At 51.8% G+C, this 17,805-nt stretch carries 19 protein-coding genes; 7 read left to right on the forward strand and 12 right to left on the reverse strand.

Annotated features, from left to right (window positions below):
• Positions 1 to 13 precede the first annotated feature (13 nt).
• Together vapC and vapB are read right to left on the reverse strand one after the other, a co-directional pair.
• Positions 14 to 424, reverse strand: coding sequence for a type II toxin-antitoxin system tRNA(fMet)-specific endonuclease VapC (gene vapC / locus IEX86_RS22265; RefSeq protein ID WP_188868347.1), 411 nt, complete (start codon positions 422 to 424; stop codon positions 14 to 16).
• Positions 424 to 654 carry a type II toxin-antitoxin system VapB family antitoxin gene (gene vapB / locus IEX86_RS22270; RefSeq protein WP_188868349.1) on the reverse strand — a complete coding sequence of 77 codons (231 nt, stop codon included), beginning with the start codon at positions 652 to 654 and terminating at the stop codon, positions 424 to 426. The genes vapC and vapB overlap by 1 nt, the downstream gene beginning before the upstream one ends.
• A gap of 255 nt (positions 655 to 909) precedes the next feature.
• Here vapB and IEX86_RS22275 point away from each other — a divergent pair, with 255 nt between their 5' ends.
• Complete coding sequence (locus IEX86_RS22275) at positions 910 to 1,296, forward strand: hypothetical protein (RefSeq protein ID WP_188868351.1); 387 nt, start codon at positions 910 to 912, stop codon at positions 1,294 to 1,296.
• A gap of 237 nt (positions 1,297 to 1,533) precedes the next feature.
• Here the strand turns inward: IEX86_RS22275 and pepT are convergent, their stop codons facing one another.
• The 9 genes from pepT to IEX86_RS22315 form a co-directional block, all read right to left on the reverse strand.
• Positions 1,534 to 2,784: a peptidase T gene (pepT, locus tag IEX86_RS22280; protein WP_229685448.1), complete on the reverse strand. Its 1,251-nt coding sequence runs from the start codon at positions 2,782 to 2,784 to the stop codon at positions 1,534 to 1,536.
• Between the two features lie 47 nt (positions 2,785 to 2,831).
• Positions 2,832 to 3,509, reverse strand: a complete 678-nt coding sequence (locus IEX86_RS22285) for a GntR family transcriptional regulator (protein ID WP_188868352.1) — start codon at positions 3,507 to 3,509, stop codon at positions 2,832 to 2,834.
• Positions 3,510 to 3,580: 71 nt separating this feature from the next.
• On the reverse strand, positions 3,581 to 4,711 hold the full coding sequence (locus tag IEX86_RS22290; protein ID WP_229685449.1) for an MFS transporter: 1,131 nt from the start codon (positions 4,709 to 4,711) through the stop codon (positions 3,581 to 3,583).
• A complete protein-coding gene (locus IEX86_RS25160; RefSeq protein WP_229685450.1) occupies positions 4,711 to 4,899 on the reverse strand; it encodes a hypothetical protein in 189 nt (62 codons plus the stop codon). The genes IEX86_RS22290 and IEX86_RS25160 overlap by 1 nt, the downstream gene beginning before the upstream one ends.
• 120 nt (positions 4,900 to 5,019) lie before the next feature.
• Positions 5,020 to 5,781 carry an SDR family NAD(P)-dependent oxidoreductase gene (locus IEX86_RS22295; RefSeq protein WP_188868354.1) on the reverse strand — a complete coding sequence of 254 codons (762 nt, stop codon included), beginning with the start codon at positions 5,779 to 5,781 and terminating at the stop codon, positions 5,020 to 5,022.
• Positions 5,774 to 6,841: a histone deacetylase family protein gene (locus IEX86_RS22300; RefSeq protein WP_188868356.1), complete on the reverse strand. Its 1,068-nt coding sequence runs from the start codon at positions 6,839 to 6,841 to the stop codon at positions 5,774 to 5,776. Before IEX86_RS22300 ends, IEX86_RS22295 begins: the two co-directional genes overlap by 8 nt.
• Positions 6,838 to 8,145 (reverse strand): aspartate aminotransferase family protein, encoded by a 1,308-nt coding sequence (locus IEX86_RS22305; RefSeq protein WP_188868357.1) that lies wholly within the window; start codon positions 8,143 to 8,145, stop codon positions 6,838 to 6,840. The genes IEX86_RS22300 and IEX86_RS22305 overlap by 4 nt, the downstream gene beginning before the upstream one ends.
• Entirely contained in the window at positions 8,135 to 9,139 is a 1,005-nt protein-coding gene (locus IEX86_RS22310; RefSeq protein WP_188868358.1) for a transketolase family protein, read from the reverse strand. The genes IEX86_RS22305 and IEX86_RS22310 overlap by 11 nt, the downstream gene beginning before the upstream one ends.
• The gene (locus IEX86_RS22315) at positions 9,136 to 10,026 is read right to left on the reverse strand and encodes a transketolase (RefSeq protein WP_188868359.1); all 891 of its coding nucleotides are present in this window, start codon (positions 10,024 to 10,026) and stop codon (positions 9,136 to 9,138) included. The genes IEX86_RS22310 and IEX86_RS22315 overlap by 4 nt, the downstream gene beginning before the upstream one ends.
• Positions 10,027 to 10,256: 230 nt before the next feature.
• Here IEX86_RS22315 and IEX86_RS22320 point away from each other — a divergent pair, with 230 nt between their 5' ends.
• The 6 genes from IEX86_RS22320 (at position 10,257) to IEX86_RS22345 (ending at position 16,844) form a co-directional block, all read left to right on the forward strand.
• Positions 10,257 to 11,639 carry an aminotransferase gene (locus IEX86_RS22320; protein ID WP_188868361.1) on the forward strand — a complete coding sequence of 461 codons (1,383 nt, stop codon included), beginning with the start codon at positions 10,257 to 10,259 and terminating at the stop codon, positions 11,637 to 11,639.
• 21 nt (positions 11,640 to 11,660) lie between these two features.
• Entirely contained in the window at positions 11,661 to 12,749 is a 1,089-nt protein-coding gene (locus tag IEX86_RS22325) for an ABC transporter ATP-binding protein (protein ID WP_188868362.1), read from the forward strand.
• Between the two features lie 116 nt (positions 12,750 to 12,865).
• Positions 12,866 to 13,906 carry an ABC transporter substrate-binding protein gene (locus IEX86_RS22330; protein ID WP_188868364.1) on the forward strand — a complete coding sequence of 347 codons (1,041 nt, stop codon included), beginning with the start codon at positions 12,866 to 12,868 and terminating at the stop codon, positions 13,904 to 13,906.
• A gap of 55 nt (positions 13,907 to 13,961) precedes the next feature.
• On the forward strand, positions 13,962 to 15,206 hold the full coding sequence (locus IEX86_RS22335; protein ID WP_188868366.1) for an ABC transporter permease: 1,245 nt from the start codon (positions 13,962 to 13,964) through the stop codon (positions 15,204 to 15,206).
• A 76-nt stretch (positions 15,207 to 15,282) separates the two neighbouring features.
• On the forward strand, positions 15,283 to 16,056 hold the full coding sequence (locus IEX86_RS22340) for an ABC transporter permease (protein ID WP_229685451.1): 774 nt from the start codon (positions 15,283 to 15,285) through the stop codon (positions 16,054 to 16,056).
• A gap of 56 nt (positions 16,057 to 16,112) precedes the next feature.
• The gene (locus IEX86_RS22345; protein ID WP_188868369.1) at positions 16,113 to 16,844 is read left to right on the forward strand and encodes an SDR family NAD(P)-dependent oxidoreductase; all 732 of its coding nucleotides are present in this window, start codon (positions 16,113 to 16,115) and stop codon (positions 16,842 to 16,844) included.
• Between the two features lie 190 nt (positions 16,845 to 17,034).
• Here the strand turns inward: IEX86_RS22345 and IEX86_RS22350 are convergent, their stop codons facing one another.
• Complete coding sequence (locus tag IEX86_RS22350; RefSeq protein ID WP_229685452.1) at positions 17,035 to 17,616, reverse strand: tyrosine-type recombinase/integrase; 582 nt, start codon at positions 17,614 to 17,616, stop codon at positions 17,035 to 17,037.
• Positions 17,617 to 17,805: the final 189 nt, after the last annotated feature.

Here is a 17,805-nt window from a genome sequence, read left to right on the forward strand (position 1 = left end):
GTATCACCCTACATTACGCGACTGGGGCTACCCAATCCTCGACTCTCAAGCCGGGTACACGGTCGAACTCGCGGCGATTGTTAGTGACGAGAATCAGACCCTGAGAGCGGGCATGTCCTGCGATCATCTGATCATAGGGGCCAATTTGCTTACCAAGCCGGGCCAACTCAGCGCGAAGCTGTCCTGTATGTGCAGCAGCTTCCTGGTCATACTTGAGCACTTCCAGTCGAGCCGCGAAGCCTTCCACGTTCGCCAGATTGTGCTCAGGATTAGAAGACTTTTCCGCTCCATAGATCAATTCCATCAAGGTCACGGTGCTGATGCACATTTGACCATGATGCCGCTTGAAGGCCTCTCTAACCTCCTGCGGCCTGTTCTTAATGGTGAAGATACAGATGTTGGTGTCGAGCATGAACTTGAGCATCAGAACGTCTCGCGCTCCTGATCTGCTGGCTGCTCACGCTCCGCCATGAAGTCGGCAGTGACACCTTCGCCATCAAACCAGCTATCCCACGATTCGCCAGCCGGAGTGATGATTCGTGTTCGACCAAGGGCAACCACATCTACGCGCTTTACGCCTTCAGGAAGCGCGACGGCTTTGGGCAGCCTCACGGCCTGGCTGCGGTTACTTTGAAAGACAGCACCTTGTTCCATATCAGACCTCTACGGATCTATCAGACATAGATCCCATGGTAATTATCTAAAGGGATATGTCAATGGGATATACCAAATATAGACTCAGGCGATATCGAATGCGCGACGCAAGGTGCCCAAGACAGCTGTTTGTTCCTAGCGCTCGATTACATGCAACAGAAGTTTGAGGGAGTTAAGTAAACAGAATCGAAAGCTAATGTTTGAGTTTTGGGGTATGGATAGTGCCCTGCGCAGCACTGGGGATAACCATAACGTGTGTTAAAGCCAGATGGCCAAGCAGAGATCAAGTCTGCTAGTGAATCAAAGAAAGCTAAAGATAAGATCTCTTACATTTTTAATGTTGCTCTACATAACCAAGCCCTGTGGACTCAGCTAAGATCGTTAGGGTCAATGCATATCAGCGGTTCTCCAAACGGCAACGGCATATTTCGGTCTTTTTTATTTTTGGTGGCTTCAAGTTCACCAGCAGTGAACTGGTTGATGCTTCATATCACAATGAATAAAGCTGTAGGGCTTTACAGCTTTTTGTTCTGGATATCTTGTCTGATAGGGATGTTACTTGTAATTCAAAAAGTGGGAGCCGTGCTGGCAAGATATATAGCCTTGTTGGCATCAACTTTGTCAGCATGCTTACTGTGTTGATGACCTCAGGCATGCCTCGGTAAGCTGAACCTGGAGTTTCATATGTTCGCTGTCAGAGCGCTGTAAATGTCAGGTGGCCTTATGTGAGGTCAGTTCATGCATTAAAGTTTCCAGGCGCAAAAAAGCCTAGGCATCATTAACGCTGGAACCAACGCCTAGCTTTTAACATGTATGAGAAGAGGTTCATGATTACCCGCAATGGCAGCACAGATCAATTACCTGCGATGCCTTGTCAGCTCAAGACTCACTGTCTGCTGGGTTAGCAGCGAGGTGTATAAGTTGCCTCGTAACTTGATAGGACAACTCGAAAGAAGTGATTGGCAAGAATTCAAAGCGCGAATGAAAATTATGGGCGCCAGTGAAGTAATTTGGCGTCAATACTCCTCGCCTGGAAAGCTCAGACCCATCAGTACCTCCTCGCATATCAAGGACCTTCGGGGTAATACCTAAGGAGGACATAGCTTTGAAGGCAAGATCAATTGCACGGCGATCATTCTTTATAGCGTTGGCAATATTGGCGTATGTATCTGATATTGAGCACGAAATCTCGGCTTTTGGATGTTGTTTTTTGATCTGTTCAACGGCGCTTATGATCTGGCTTTTCCGAGCATTAAAGGTATCGAGGTCAAAATCCCGGATAACCATTCGCAAGCTGGCACGATTTTGGTCAGCCTCTATTTCCTGAAACCAAAAGTAACCCTCACGGCTTTCCGTGCATTCTGGCGTTTGCTGTCTGTCGAAATATGCTATGAAGTCTGTTGCAACCAATAGGGGGTTAACAAGCACTCCTTTGGCTGACATCGGATGAGCTGTTACGCCGGTAATCTCTATGTGGGCTGAGGCCGCATTGAACGTTTGGTAGACAAGTTCGCCTGCTTCGCAACAGTCAATCGTATAGGCAAACTCAACAGGAAAACGGCTTAGATCAAGCGTCTTAGCGCCACGTAGCCCAATCTCTTCGTCAGGTACAAACGCAATATGCAAATCGCCATGCGAGGTATCTGCTGTAAGATTGGCCATGGCCGTCATGATGATAGCGATAGCGGCCTTGTTATCAGCGCCAAGAACACTTGTCCCATCGCTGAATAAAATTTCTTGCCCTAAATAAGGCATAATTTCCGGGTGTTCATCTACACAAAGCCATATGCCCTGTTGCTTGTTCAGGCAAAGATCATCCCCCGTAAATTGTAGTATCTGTGGACGGATATCAGGTGAGAGCCCTACATCAACAGTGTCCAGATGAGCGATAAACCCCACGGCGGGCGCAGCTTTAAGGGTGCCCGGTTTAAAGGCGGTTACGATCGCGTTGTCATCAACGACAACATTTTTAAGTCCTAACTGTTGCAGCTCTTCAGCCAGGAGCGCCGCAAGGTGATGCTGGCCATCCGAACTCGGTAGCTGCGTTGAGCGCGCGTTACTCTGACTGGAGATAGCAACGTACCGACAAAACCGTTCAACAAGCTGCTGCTCAATAGGACCCAGCGCCACAATTGACCCCTTTAGCCAGCACTATCGACTGGCGAGCTATTAAATGTTTACGCCGTCTTCTGGCGGCTGGTACGAATAAAGCTGATGATGCTTTCACCACCCCGAATAATATCTTCAGCCATTGCCTTACGTGCCTTGGCAGGCTTTTTCTCTCTAAGGGCGGCAATCAGCACCTGATGTTCATCGGCTCCCAGGTAGTTTTCATGCCCTCCCTCGCTGTAAAACAGATTAAGAATTGGCCCCATGGACACCCAGAGCGACTCGATTTGGGCGACCAGCATGTCCATGCCAGAAAGCCGGTAGACGGTAAAATGGAACTCCCGGTTAAAACGCATTGCATTCAAGCCATCCGACTCGCGATCCGCACGCTCGAACTGAACATGAAGCTCTTCAAGTTTTTTCAAATCATCTTCAGTGACATGAGCCGTGGCTAACTCAGCTGCCAGACCCTCCAGAGCAATACGGATCGTGCGTACCTCCATGTAGCGCTCCATAGTCAGCTCCGGCACCGTGGCAAACCGACCTGAGCGCAACTCCAGGCCACGCTCTGCAACAAGGCGCAAACAGGCTTCTCGTACAGGTGTGACGCTGGTGCCTAGGCTGTCAGCCAGCTCCTGCATGACTAAACGTTCTCCCGGCTTGAAATTGCCTGCGATCAGACTTTCTCGAATGGCGAAATAGGTGCGGACAGACAAATTGCCCTGGTCGAGCGGTTGGATCTTCACGTCAGACTCCTAAAATCACTAATACAGTAGGCAACGTATATCATATAAGTCTGAACGGTCCGCTCGCTAGCTTAATGCCCCCTCAAGCTCCGGTCTCGTGTTTCAGGGACAGTACAGGCACCTAGCAGGCTGATCAGCCCACCAATGACAAGATAAAGCGCGGGCGCGTAGGTGCTCTTCATTAAAGCGATCAGCCCAGCGGCAACAAAAGGGCCTGCTCCACCAAACAGAACAACACCAATGTTGTATCCAATGGCAAGGCCACTATAACGTCTGGAGGTTGGAAAGAGCTCGGAAAATACTGCGGGTTGTGGACCGAGCATCATGGCTTGGCCAATAATGACAATCGACAAACCCGCCACCCAAAACCCAAGCCCCTGCTGATGTAAGAGATAAAACCCAAAGTAGGCGCTGAAGATGACCCACAGTGCGCCGCCAATCAGCAGCGGCCGACGCCCAATCCTGTCACTGAGTATCGCAAACAGTACTGTTGCTACCATGAGTACGCCCATGGATCCAAACCCTGCAAGTCGGGCATGTACAGCCGGTATGCCTAGCTGTGTCGTCATAAAGGTAGGTCCGTAGACCAAGAGCACATACGTGCACATGGTGGTTGAGCTGACCAGGGAAGCTACCTGAAGAATTGAACGCCAATCATGCTTTAAGGTAGCCCGCAGAGGCGCAGATTCCTTGGCATTCTCCTTGGCCATTTCCTGATACTCGATAGACTCGTCCAGCTTGAGCCTAAGGTAAAGGCCAAACAGCCCCAGCGGCAGACTTAGTAAAAAGGGAATGCGCCAACCCCATGACAGAACCGCTTCAGGACTAAGCAACCGATTGGTCACAAGGCTGGCCAGCGCCGCAGACATCATACCCAGTATGATGGTCACGGTTTGCCAGCTGCCGTAATAAGCCCGCCTGTTCGACGGAGCTGTCTCAATGACATAGGCGGCTGCGCCCATCCACTCTCCTCCCGCAGAGAGCCCCTGGGCGAATCGTAGCAGCAAGATCAAGATGGGTGCAGCAATACCAATCGATGCATAGCTGGGGACTACCGCCATCAAGGCTGTAGCTGCTGAAATCAGGATGATAATGACCGACAGCGTAATACGACGGCCATAGCGATCACCCACATAGCCAAATATAAGCCCGCCTACCGGACGCACTAGAAAACTTACACCAAACACGGCGAAGGTCAGCATTAGTGATGCTGCCGCTGAGTAAGCAGAAAAAAAAGCTGAGCAAGTGTGGCAGCGAAGTAACCATACAAGACGAACTCATACCACTCGATGAAGTTACCGATACAGGCCGCGATGATTCCTTTGCGCTGGGCAGCAGTAAGGGTAACTGGCTCCGAGTCATCAACCTGTTGGACTATTGAATAAGGCATCACACATTCTCCTGATGAGCTCTTGTTGCGAAGTAAAAACCACGCTTTATGTGTCAGGGCAGAATTGAAGTGCTGTTTGTCGCAACCGCAGCGAGCCAGTGCTCTTCTCTTTTTAAGGGGTCAAACCAGAACTCCGCCATCCACGCTAAGGACCTGTCCAGTAATATGCCCCGCTTCTCGTGAAGCCAGGAACGCCACAGCGTGAGCCACTTCATATGGCTGGCCCCAACGCTTATTGGCGGCATCTGCTGCGTCCATGGACAGACCATCTTTTGAATAGCGTTCGATGAGTCTGGGAGTCGCAATCGGCCCGGGGGCTAGCATATTGACGGTAATACCCAGAGTGCCTAGATCCCGGGCCAGGTATTTGCCGAATTGGACAAGGGCCGCCTTGGCAATACCATAGTGGGCGTACGAACCAAGAGGTAACGCCGCTAAGCCATTGAGGGATGAGATCAGTACAATCCGCCCTCCTCCAGCGCCTTTCATCGCAGGAAGGCAGGCGCGACAAACATTGATAGCTGAATAAAGGTTTTGCTCCAGAGAAGCCTGCAACTCTGCGTTGCTCATCACCGAGGCGCGGTTATCCAGAATCGACCCGCTACCACCACCTGCATTGCAGACCAGAACGTTTATGGCTCCATGGTTATGCTCAGCGTCCCTCACTGCCTGCTGGACCGCCATTTCATCGCAGAGATCAACCTTATGGCAAAATGGATTGCCGCTGTCGGGATCGCGCTCCGGGTGAGCAAGTGCCTCGTTTGGGAAACTCAAGTCAAACACCGTCACCCGCTCGCCACCTTCGCAAAACTGTTGAACGACTGCTCGCCCAATGCCACGTGCACCTCCGGTAACCAGTACATGACGCGACGGCCTATCCATGGGCTGCCCCCCTACTGTCCCGACAGCCATAGATATCTCGAAACCCATAGCCGTTAAAAAAGCAGGTCAGCAGATCCCCCAGATACTCCAGGGCATAGCCACCCTCCTGGACGAAAACAACCGGCAGCCCAAGCGATCTGATTTGCTGTCCTGCTTGATAGAATGCATCTGACGAAAGATCAAAGCCGCCCGCAGGGTCCTCCCGATAGCCATCAAAGCCCAGGGAAACTACCAGGGCTCCAGGCTGAAATGCGTTGATCTGGCTAATGGCCTCTTCTAATGCCGACGTGAAGGTGGTGTCGTCACTTCCGGCAGGTAACGGTAAGTTGACAGTGAAGCCAAGGCCATCACCCTCACCTTGCTCACAGGCATAACCGCTGAAATAGGGAAAATAGTCGGCAGGATCACGATGGATGGATATAAACAGGACATCTGAGCGCTGGTAAAAAATCTCCTGAGAACCATTGCCATGATGAACATCGATATCCAGCAGTGCTACACGTGAATAACGTTGTCGTAAACACTGGGCAGCAATAGCTGCATTGTTCAAATAGGTGGCGCCTCCGGCCTTATCAGACGACGCATGATGGCCAGACGGTCTGCATAGCGCATAGGTTGGCTCTTTTGTTTTAACTAGGTGCGCTGCAGCTGACCAGGCCACGCTGGCAGCTGCCAGCGCCGCTGTCCAGGTGTGCTCGCCAATGGGTGAAAGTTGATCCTGCAGGTGATAGCCGGCCCTGCCTACTATAGAGTCTGGATAACTTGCTGCTTTTTGACGAATCGGGAACGAGCTGGGTATAACCCGCTCACCGGTGGCATCCACCCGACCCCAAGCGGCATAAGCCGTTTCAAGAAACGTCATATACTGTGAGGTATGAACCGAAGCCGCAGGTGCTTGCTGCAGCTCCCTGACTTCAACAGGATCAAACCCTAAACGGCAGGCTGCGTTCAAAAGACAGGCTACACGCTCAGGAACATCGCGCCCAGCGCGCCATGTTCCTTTTTCATATACCTCGCCCTGGACATGATGCAGATGTTTTTCACTGTAAAAGACCTTCATTTCCTGCGCTCCTGGTGAAAGACCGTACGAAGCGTGGATTCAATGACGTCCAACGACTCGTTGATGATGTCTTTGGTATGGGAGGTAGAAAGGTAGAGCCGCTTAAGCGGAAGCGGCTGAAAGATATGTCGTTGTTCAATCAACTTTTGGCGGAAGGCGAGATCAGTCGCGTCGTCATTACGCAGCAGGTCGCTGTACTGCTCATAAGGGCCAGTGAAAAAGTACAATAGCCAGACAGAACCATAACCGGCCGCCTGTACAGGTATGCCCAGGCGGTGGACGATATCATCCAACTGAGCGCGTAGGTAATCACCCATTGCAAACAGCTGCTCATAGACTCCATCGGCAGACAGTGCTTCAATCGTGGCTAGAACAGCGGCTAGTGTTGAAGGTGTTCCATTGAACGTACCTCCCATGAATACACCGCGTTCGCCGATCTGTCCGATACGCTCCATCAAGTTACGGCGACCGGCCACCAGACCTACCGGATATCCAGATGAAGCAGCCTTACCAAAGGTCGCAAGGTCTGGCGTTATGCCTACGATTGACTGGTAGCCACCCAACGCATGACGAAAGCCAGTAATGACTTCGTCAAAGATCAACAGGGCACCGTGCTCCGTAGCCAGACGCCGCAACCCCGTTAGAAAGCTGGAAGTACCGGCTACGGCACCCATGTTATGAGCGATGGGTTCAACAATGATAGCGGCGACTTTGCCTGGGTTTGACTGCAGGTAACTCTCGACGGCCTCGGTGTCGTTGTAGGGAAGCACCACGGTATGCCGAGAGGCATCACGCAAGATGCCATCGGACATCGGGTCGTACTGGCCCATTCGCTCACGTGCCGTCTGCCCGTTCATGGCAACATAATCGTGCCAGCCGTGATACCCCCCTTGAAACTTGATGATGCGCTGGCGCCCGGTAACAGCTCTGGCCAGACGCAAGGCGTGATAAGTAGCCTCCGAGCCACTATTACAAAATGCAACTTGTTCGGCACACGGAATGCACTGGACGAGTGCTTCGGCCGTCCTTACTTCAAGATCCAGAACGCCTGCGCCGATCAGATCGACGTGCTCACCGATCTGAGCAACTTTTTCACGAATGCCCGGATGCCCGTGTCCCAGGACATGAGCACCAAAACCGCAGTGATAATCCACGTGACGCTGGCCATCGGCATCGTACAGATAGGCACCCTCTGCCCTTACAAATACATAAGGCTGCCCCAGTTTGCGGCTGGGACTAAGATGTCCACTCGGCAAGACACATTGTGCACGGTCAAAAAGGGTTTGGTTGAAATCAACCCGCATGGCGCTTTCCTCCGGGAATGCCCACTGCTTCGCGAGCAACCTGTGCAATCCCAGGCGCGTCCAACTGATAATGCCGATAGAGGTGGGTGGGCGGTGCGATGAGACTGTACTCGTCCTGAATGCCATGACGTACCAGACGTGCCCTTGTGACCTGCTCAGCCAGTATCTCGGCAACAGCTCCACCGAGCCCGCCAATGATGTTGTGTTCCTCGACTGTCATGATCACGGAGGTAGTGGCTGCCGCCTTTAGCACCGCTTCGCTATCCAGTGGTTTAACAGTAGGCATGTCGATCACACCCACTGAGAGTCCTTCATCACGTAATAGGGCGGCAGCGGCCAATGTAGGGTGAAGCATCGTGCCGGTTGCGATCAACGTGATGTCCTGACCGTATTCGTGCACGATGGCCTTACCAAACTCGAACTTGATATCGTCCGGATATACCACTGGCTCCTGGCCACGCCCGATCCGGAAATAAATTGGATGAGGGTGATGAATGGAAGCCCTGATCGCTGCGGCCAGCTGAGGGCCGTCTGCGGGTGCGACCACAGTCAGATCAGCAATACTACGGGTAATGGCCAGGTCTTCTGTTGCATGGTGAGACGTACCGTAAAAGCCAAGGCTGATACCAGCATGGTGACCAATCAAGCGGACTGGCAAAGCCGAATACGCGACGTCCGTACGAATCTGTTCGCAACACAAAAGCGCCAGAAAGGAAGCGAATGTAGCCACAAAAGGCATTGTACCGGTTGTAGCAATGCCTGCCGCAGCAGACACCATGTTCTGCTCGGAAATGCCGAACTGAATGAACCGCTCAGGGTGTTTTTCGGCAAAGCGGTTAAGTCCATTGGAATATTGCAGATCGGCTGTGCCCACTGCAATGGAGTGCCCATCGGCCACAAGATCAATCAGCCCTTGTGACAGATAGTTAAGCCCGGGTGCACGGGCATTGATCTGCCGGTATTGCCAGCTATCTGCACTAATTGGAGCCTTCATTTTGCACCTCCCTTAAGGGTGATCTCTTCAATGGCCAACGCTTCATCTTCCGGGGCCAGCCATCCAAGATGCCACCCAGGCTCCGTCTCCATGTATTCGATTCCCTTCCCTTTAATGGTTTGAGCAATGATACAAACAGGCTGGGTACGATCAGTGTCTTCCTTGAGGAACCGAAGCAGATTCGCGACGGCCTCAACATCGTGACCATCAACCTCATGCACTTGCCAGCCGAACGCACGCCACTTATCTGCAAGCGGTTCAATGCCAAGGATGTCGTCAACCTTGCCGTCTAGCTGATATCCATTGCGGTCTACAATGGCGACAAGATTTCCTGTTTTATGGTGTGCTGCTGACAGGGCCGCCTCCCAAACTTGGCCTTCGTGCATTTCTCCGTCACCTAGCAGTACATACACATTAATGGCCTGCTCCTGAAAACGAGCACCTAGGACCATACCAAGGCCACCGGAGAGCGCATGGCCAATAGATCCCGAGCTGAAATCAACGCCTGGCACTTTGCGCATGTCAGGGTGGTCGCCCAGCGGATTCCCCAGGCGGGTATAACCATCCAATAGCGACTTATCGAAGAATGCCCAATCTGCCAGGATAGGATAAAGGCCAACGGCTGCATGCCCTTTTCCCATAAGAAACCGGTCGCGTTCCTCCCATTTTGGTTCGCCTTTCTTCAAGCACATCACATCGTAGTAGAGCGCTGCAAAAATCTCGGCGCAGGAAAAAACAGACGTGTAATGGCCTACTTTGGCAATTGAAATCAGACGGATCGTTTCAAGACGGATAAACAATGAGCGGTCTTTTAGCAGGTCGACTTCATCCGAAGTAACCGGAACAGAGGGAAACGTCGCCTTTTCTCCCGAAACTGAGTTCAGCATGTTGATGCTCCTCGATTGTATCGCTTGGGTTTGTTTTCTTATAACTTATAAGATACAAGTTAATGCAGCAAGCAACAGGATAGAAATTTTTAACGTGTGGCTAGCTTTGTATGGATCACCGTGTGATGCATCACTTGCCGCATTAGGAAAATTTCACCTAGACGGGGTTGCTTTTTAATAGGCTCGACATACATCTTATAAGATATAAATTAATCAATAGTGAGGCAGCGATGACCATGCAGCAATCCACCGGCCTTTCAGAATTGGCTCAAGCGGACACTCATTTCCACCTGCATTCGCAAACTAACCTGCGTGATCATCAAAGTGAGGGTCCGCTTGTTATCTGTCAGGGGGATGGTATTCATGTCATCGATGAGGCCGGAAATCGCTACCTGGAGGGAATGTCAGGTCTATGGTGTACCGGGCTGGGCTTTTCCAATGCACGCTTGGCCGAGGCTGCCAGCCGGCAAATGACCGTTTTGCCCTACTACCACACATTCAACCATCGAGTGCCGGATGTAGTGGTAACGCTGGCAGAGCGTATTGCCCGGCTCACGACAATGAGCGCTCCCAAAGTGTTTTTTGCCTGTTCAGGATCAGAAGCCAACGACACCATGGTCAAGATTGCCTGGGCATATCATCGGGCACGAGGTAATCCTAGAAAGCGCAAGGTTATCGCTCATCAAAAGGGTTTCCACGGCTCTACAGTAATGGGCGCAAGCCTGTCTGGCTTACCCAATATGCATCAGGCATTTGGTTTACCATTGGAAGGCATCGTGCATGTACAGTGCCCTCACTATTACCGTTTCGCTCATGAGGGCGAAACTGAAGAGCAATTCAAGGATCGTCTGGTCGCACAGCTGGCCCAGTGCATTGAGCAAGAAGGTGCTGATACCATTTCGGCCTTTATCTCAGAGCCAATCCTGGGGGCAGGAGGAGTAATTGTACCGCCACGAGGCTATTTTGCCGCGGTTCAGGCTCTGCTTAAACAACATGACATCTTGTTTCTGGCTGATGAAATAATCTGTGGATTTGGCCGGACAGGCCAGTGGTTTGGTCACCAGACCCTGGATTTCCGTCCTGATCTCATGGCCTGTGCCAAAAGCCTATCTTCTGGGTATCAACCGATCTCCTGCGTAGTAGTAGACGGCCCTGTTTACGCAGTGTTGGAAGAGCAAAGTGCGCAGTTAAAAGGGTTTGGCCATGGCTTTACTTATTCCGGTCACCCCGTCGCGGCTGCCGTAGCCCTGGAAACATTAACCATCTATGAAGAAATGCAGCTTCCCCAGCGGACCCGCCTTCTAGGGCAGACACTACATGACATGCTCAGCCCACTGCTCGATCATCCGTTAGTGGGAGAAATCCGGGGTATTGGCCTGGTCGCCGGGATTGAATTGGTAAGGGATAAGGCGACCAGAGCTTCTTTCCCTATGCATATCACCATCGGTGCTCAGGTCGAGCGGGCGGCTCGTCAGCAAGGGCTGATCGTACGCAACATGGGTGATGCGATTGCACTAGCACCACCGTTCATTATCGAGCCTGAGCAAATCGGCGAGTTGATGAGCAAGCTCACTGTCGCCCTGGATCATGTGGCGGCAGCAAATATCCTCTAACTAGACGAGTGAGCGACCGACATGAATAAAACTGCTGACACACTCATTCAGTTCAGTGATGTCCAGAAGAGTTACGACGGAAAATCACTGGTCATCAAGAATCTTAGCTTATCCATTTTCAAAGGGGAGTTCCTTACCCTACTGGGTGCTTCGGGCTCCGGAAAGACCACCACATTAATGATGCTGGCTGGCTTCGAATCGCCTACACGCGGTGAAATTCGAATGCGCGGCAAGCCTATCGAACATGTGCCGGCTCACCAGCGTGGTATGGGCATGGTATTTCAAAACTATGCTCTGTTTCCGCATATGAGCGTTGCAGAAAACCTTGCATATCCCTTGAAGATGCGCCGGATGGATCGTACCGAGCGTGATATCAAGGTCAAGCGAGCCATCGATATGGTTCAGTTACATGGCATGGAACAGAGGCGCCCAACTGAACTGTCAGGTGGGCAGCAACAGCGGGTGGCGTTGGCTCGCGCAATGGTATTTGAACCTGACGTTATTTTAATGGACGAGCCACTGGGTGCTCTGGACAAAAACCTTAGAGAGCATATGCAGTATGAGATCAAGCAATTGCATCGGTCGCTGGGTGTAACAGTAGTATACGTGACTCACGATCAGAGCGAAGCCCTGACCATGTCTGATCGGGTAGCGGTCTTCCATAAAGGGGACATTGCTCAAATCGGCTCGCCCTCAACGCTTTATGAGCGCCCTAATACTGCGTACGTAGCCAACTTTATTGGCGAGAACAATACTCTCACCGGTACGCCGGCCTTAGTCGAGAATGGCTGTTGTCACATCAGTCTGGCTGGTGGAGTAACTGTAAAAGGTTCCGCTAGCCATCTCAACGGCTACCTGCCTAAACAGGTAGAGCTGATAATACGTCCTGAAAAGATTCGACTCACCGAAGCTAGTGAGACTAGTTACCGCGCAGTGGTCACTGACAAGGTTTATCTAGGAGAGCATATCCGCGTCCACCTGCAACTGGCCAACGAGCATAAGTTGGTCGTCAGGGTTGCCAATGACCAGGCTTCCAGAAACCTACAGTGTGGACACATCACTGGGTTTCGCTGGGATGTAGCCGATGCGCATGCCTTTCCTCTCAATTGACCCAGGTCGTTTACATAACAAGAGCCATTAAGGTGACGTGTTATCGCTCACATTTTGTCTGCCCGTTTGCCAACCCACAACAAACTAACAAATGCCAAACAGCAGGAGTCATGCTCATGTCTTTTCCATTCACTCGTGCCGCCGCTGTGCTTTCTCTTTCCCTTATAGGGTGCAGCGTATTTGCTCGTGATCTTACTGTTGTTGCCTTTGGCGGCGCGATGCAGGAAGCCTTTGAAAAAGCCTATTTCGTACCCTTTGCCCAACAGACCCATACCCGAATCATTCAGGACTCCTATGCAGGTGGTCTGGCCAAGCAGAAAGCCATGGTCGACTCGCGAAATCCTACCTGGGATGTCGTTCAGATGGATGAAAACGAGATGGAGCTGGCCTGTGATCAAGGTCTTTTGGAAGAGGTAGCCCAGACCCGACTAAGCCATGCGGGCGAGGTAAACCCTACGGCCTTTGCCACGTGTGGCGTAGGTGCATTTGTCTGGTCAGAAGTGCTGACCTATGACACAAAGAAATTTGGAGAGGATGGCCCCAAGAGTTGGGCTGACTTCTGGAATGTGAAGAAATGGCCTGGCAAACGCGGGCTACGTAAACAGGCGCGGATGACTCTTGAAATAGCGCTTATGGCCGATGGCGTCGAGCCCAAAGAGGTATACAAGGTATTGGCCACCCAGGCGGGAGAAGAACGAGCGTTCAAAAAGCTCGACGAGATCAAACCCTATATTCAGTGGTGGGAAACAGGCGCTCAGCCACTGGAATGGTTAGCGGCCGGTAACCTTGCCATGACAGCAGCGTATAACGGGCGTATCGCTATTGCCAACAAAGAGGGTCACCACTTCCCCCTCATCTGGAATCAGCAGCTCTACAGCATGGATTACTGGACCATTATTAAGGGTACTCCAAATCTTGAAGCCAGTTACACGTTGTTAGACTTTATGCTTAGTGCCGATGCCCAAAAGGCTTTTGCACACGCAATTCCCTACGGCATCGCAAACCAGAAAGCGCTGTCCGAGCTAGATCCAGAGAACCTTAAAAATCTGCCTACTGCGCCGGACAATATCAAGACAGGTCTTTTGCTGGATACGCCTTTCTGGTTGAACAATGAAGAGCATCTCATGACCCGCTTCACTAACTGGGCTGCGCAGTAACGTTCACGCAGCCTCGCTCAGAGGCTGCCTTTCATATAAAAGAAAGGTCATTGAGATGGACGCTTCCGAATCCCTGGCTGTTGCTCATCACCGCTCCAGCCGCAGAAAACGCATGGTATCAGTCTTATTGCTGCTGCCTTTGGTGAGCTATACCGCTGTATTCTTTTTACTGCCTATAGGCATGATGCTCTATCGTGCAGTTAGCAATCCGGAGTTGATAGATGCCTTTCCTCGTACGGTTCAGGCTCTGAACCATAGGTCATTTGATCGGGACGCTGATCTGCCTGAAGAAACGGTTTTCAAAGCCTTAGAGCAGGATTTCATAAAGGCCACATCCCTGGGTGTGATTGGTGATGCGGCCCGCCGGCTGAATTATGAAAACAGTGGTTATCGTTCTCTTATCATGACAACGGCTCGGTATTACCGCAAACGCACTCAAACTATCTTGCAGGCAGGATCAGCCAGGGAGCGTCTTGAAGCGGTAGATAATCGTTGGACAACCCCAGTGTTATGGCGTGACTTTCAACGGGCCTCGCCTGCTTACACGCCTTATTACCTGCTTGCCGCCCTTGATCTTAAACAAACCCCTGAAGGCATTGAGCGGGTTCCGGCCCATCAACGGGTAAACCTCGACCTGACGCTACGTACGCTTAAAATTGCCAGTATCGTATCCCTGTCTTGCCTGATACTTGGGTTTCCGCTCGCCGCACTGATGGTGAAGGCATCAAGGACAATACAAATCGTCCTTCTGCTCGCCGTTATGTTACCCTTTTGGACCTCATTGCTGGCGCGCACGTCCGCTTGGATTGTTGTCCTGCAGGAAAAAGGCCTCCTCAATACCCTGCTTATGCGTCTGGGCGTTATCGATCAACCCATTGCATTAATCTTCAACTCCATTGGCGTGTACATCGTCATGGTGCACATCCTGCTTCCTTTTACCGTGTTGCCTCTTTACAACGTCATGAAAGGGATTCCCTCCCATTACATGCGTGCCTCTGAATCAATGGGTGGACATCCAATTCGAGGTTTCTTCTATGTGTATTTACCTCTCACATTGACCGGTATCGGCTCTGGAACTCTACTGACATTTATTGTGGCAGCTGGGTATTACGTGACACCAACGCTTGTAGGTAGCGCCCGTGAGCAAATGCTTGGCTATTACATTGCGTTTTACACGAATACGACGGTGAACTGGGGCATGGCTTCTGCACTGGGTATTGTCCTGATTGCGGGCGTACTGATGGTTTATCTACTCGCCGCGCGGCTGGTAGGTATTCGCCAGATTGCCGGCTTACGCTAAAAAGAGAACTGATCGGATGACTCACTTTAGACTGTGCCGGATAGGTTGGGCTTTGCTCCAACTGTTCGGAATTTCAATGGCCGTCTTCATGATGGCTCCGCTCCTGGCCCTCGTCCCTATTTCGTTTAGCGACAGCAGCTTTTTGTCCTACCCCATTCACGGGTGGTCTTTACAATGGTACGAGCGCGTGTTTACGCCCGGCCCCTGGCTTGATTCCCTCAGGAACAGTGTTTTGGTAGGTATCGCGTCGACACTGATTTCCACCGTTTTAGGCACGTTGGCAGCGCTTGCCTTTGCCAGACGAAACCTGCCAAGAGCAACGGGAATTCTGGGTGTATTGATTTCTCCCATGATCATCCCTCCCGTAATCTCGGGCCTGGGGATGTACTTTCTCTTCGGTAAAATTGGACTAACAGGAACCTTATCCGGTCTTATCCTGGCGCATACCGTTCTGGCGACCCCGTTTGTGTTAATCAGCGTAGCCGCCTGCCTCCAAGGCTTTGATATGACATTGCTACGTGCGGCTGCCATGTTGGGCGCCTCGCCTACCAAAGCTTTTATGAATGTAGCGCTTCCCATCATCTCGCCTGGGATCATTTCTGGTGCCCTTTTTGCCTTCATGACCTCGTTTGATGAGATCGTAGTTGTGCTTTTTGTAGGTGGACCGTCACAGCGCACTCTTCCACGGCAAATGTTCGATGGCATTCGCGACACCATTGATCCCTCCATCGTAGCGATGTCGAGCTTTTTACTGCTCCTGGCCATTGTAGGGTTAGTGAGCACAACATGGCTTGCTGTCAGGGCACAACAAGCAAGCAAAGGTCTTAGCTTGCCTTCAACAAACAAATAAACGACGGAGCGTGCAATAGCCTCATCCGTCATGATTAGCACATGGAGAATCAAGGCATGTTTATTGTAACGGGCGGAACTCAAGGTATTGGCGCGGCAACGGTTGAAAAGCTGGTAGAAGAAGGTCACCGTGTGGTTTTTACCGGACGAGACGAAGAAGCTGGACTAGCACTGCAAGCTCGGCTACCTGGAACACAGTTTGTAGCGGGGGACGTACTGGATGAAGAGGACTGCAAGCGCGTCGTGGCCTGTGCAATGCATTCTGGTGAGGGGCGTCTGGCTGGCTTGGTTAATAATGCAGGGATGTCTAGCCGTAAGCCGTTCATTGATACTACTCAGGAGGAGTGGGACCGGCTCTTCGCAGTCAATACACGATCAGTGTTCTTTTATATCAAGCATGCTCTACCGGGACTTAAAGCCGGTCGGGGCTCTGTAGTGACGGTGTCTTCTATAGCGGGGAAAACCGGAGAACAGGGACTCGCGGCCTATTGTTCGACCAAAGCGGCACTTCTTGGGCTTACCCAGGCCCTGGCTTTGGAGTACGGCGCCGAAGTACGATTCAATGCCGTCTGCCCAGGCCAAATCGCAACCCGTATGATGGAGAAAATCGTTCAGGATACGGCTCGCCTTAGCGCGTTAACCGCACGAATCCCATCTGCACGTCTTGGGACGGCTCGAGATGTAGCAGAAGCAATCTGCTGGCTCCTTTCTCCATCATCAAGTTACATCAACGGAACGACACTCACGGTTGATGGCGCAGAGACCGCTGGGCTTTTAAACCCCAAATGAATATTGGCTTAAAACGAATTCAAAGAACCTGCATTACCCTGCTCCCTTTTAACTAAAGGGAGCGATCAGATCCCCCCTTTTCAACGAGGTATTTACTCCGCTTACACATCAGCCACTTTCTCTTCTCCAGTGGATCCCTGCGGTTATAGGCTGCTTCCACCTTGCTGCCCAACGTATGCGCCAGTGTCATCTAGCAGGCTTCGCGGGGATAGTTTGTAGTCTCTGCCGCCCAGACTCTGAATGTTGACCGAAAGCCATGCGGTACGGATATGTGAACCTTTAAGGTATCCAGTAAGCGGCCGATGACATTACTGGGGATGCAGCCTATACGCTTGCTATTGGGAAAAAACCACTCGGGATGTTGGCTGATCTGCTGGCTGATCACCTCAAGCATGGCATCGGTAAGCGGGATACGATGCGTCTTGCCTGTCTTTATGCGCTCGCCCGGTATTGTCCAGAGCTTCTGCTCAAGATCCAGCTCGGACCAACGTACCCCGCAGGTCTCGCTGTTTCGGGTGGCGGTCAGGATCATGAGCTCTGCTGCGCGTGCGACAGCACCTTCCAAACTATCCAGAGGACGCATGAGCCGTGCGGTTTCCTCTGCAGACAACGAGGTAAAGGGTTTGACCCTGCTGCCCTGCTTGGGCAAGCGCTTGTCGAGGTGCCCACGCCAGCGTGCCGGGTTTTCTCCTTCCCTAAGTTTTCGTGCCTTGGCCGCCTCAAGGACCTGCTCAATACGGTTGCTACCGGTACAACGCTCCAGATAGTCCAATACATCATCCGTGTCGATCTAAGCGAGAGGCATGAAGCATACGCAGAGCCTTGCAGCAAGTGGTTGCGTAATGCTGAGCGTGTCATCGCTGACGTCAACAATGCCATGCGTGATCAGGTTGGATTTGATGCTGAGGAACTGTCCGAGCCTATGCATAGGCCAAGCCGAGGCTCGGCTGTACAGCCAGCG

Origin of the sequence: Pseudomonas asuensis, assembly GCF_014646755.1 — a bacterium.
Lineage (GTDB): Bacteria > Pseudomonadota > Gammaproteobacteria > Pseudomonadales > Pseudomonadaceae > Chryseomonas > Chryseomonas asuensis.

Bases quoted from the DNA above. Each gene is read 5' to 3' on its own strand.
- IEX86_RS22300 (WP_188868356.1), bottom strand. From the start codon at position 6,841: ATGAAGGTCTTTTACAGTGAAAAACATCTGCATCATGTCCAGGGCGAG.
- IEX86_RS22340 (WP_229685451.1), top strand. From the start codon at position 15,283: ATGGCCGTCTTCATGATGGCTCCGCTCCTGGCCCTCGTCCCTATTTCG.
- IEX86_RS22320 (WP_188868361.1), top strand. From the start codon at position 10,257: ATGACCATGCAGCAATCCACCGGCCTTTCAGAATTGGCTCAAGCGGAC.
- IEX86_RS25160 (WP_229685450.1), bottom strand. From the start codon at position 4,899: ATGCCTTATTCAATAGTCCAACAGGTTGATGACTCGGAGCCAGTTACC.
- IEX86_RS22335 (WP_188868366.1), top strand. From the start codon at position 13,962: ATGGACGCTTCCGAATCCCTGGCTGTTGCTCATCACCGCTCCAGCCGC.
- IEX86_RS22330 (WP_188868364.1), top strand. From the start codon at position 12,866: ATGTCTTTTCCATTCACTCGTGCCGCCGCTGTGCTTTCTCTTTCCCTT.
- IEX86_RS22325 (WP_188868362.1), top strand. From the start codon at position 11,661: ATGAATAAAACTGCTGACACACTCATTCAGTTCAGTGATGTCCAGAAG.
- IEX86_RS22315 (WP_188868359.1), bottom strand. From the start codon at position 10,026: ATGCTGAACTCAGTTTCGGGAGAAAAGGCGACGTTTCCCTCTGTTCCG.
- vapB (WP_188868349.1), bottom strand. From the start codon at position 654: ATGGAACAAGGTGCTGTCTTTCAAAGTAACCGCAGCCAGGCCGTGAGG.
- IEX86_RS22295 (WP_188868354.1), bottom strand. From the start codon at position 5,781: ATGGATAGGCCGTCGCGTCATGTACTGGTTACCGGAGGTGCACGTGGC.
- IEX86_RS22345 (WP_188868369.1), top strand. From the start codon at position 16,113: ATGTTTATTGTAACGGGCGGAACTCAAGGTATTGGCGCGGCAACGGTT.
- IEX86_RS22290 (WP_229685449.1), bottom strand. From the start codon at position 4,711: ATGCTGACCTTCGCCGTGTTTGGTGTAAGTTTTCTAGTGCGTCCGGTA.
- IEX86_RS22310 (WP_188868358.1), bottom strand. From the start codon at position 9,139: ATGAAGGCTCCAATTAGTGCAGATAGCTGGCAATACCGGCAGATCAAT.
- vapC (WP_188868347.1), bottom strand. From the start codon at position 424: ATGCTCAAGTTCATGCTCGACACCAACATCTGTATCTTCACCATTAAG.
- IEX86_RS22305 (WP_188868357.1), bottom strand. From the start codon at position 8,145: ATGCGGGTTGATTTCAACCAAACCCTTTTTGACCGTGCACAATGTGTC.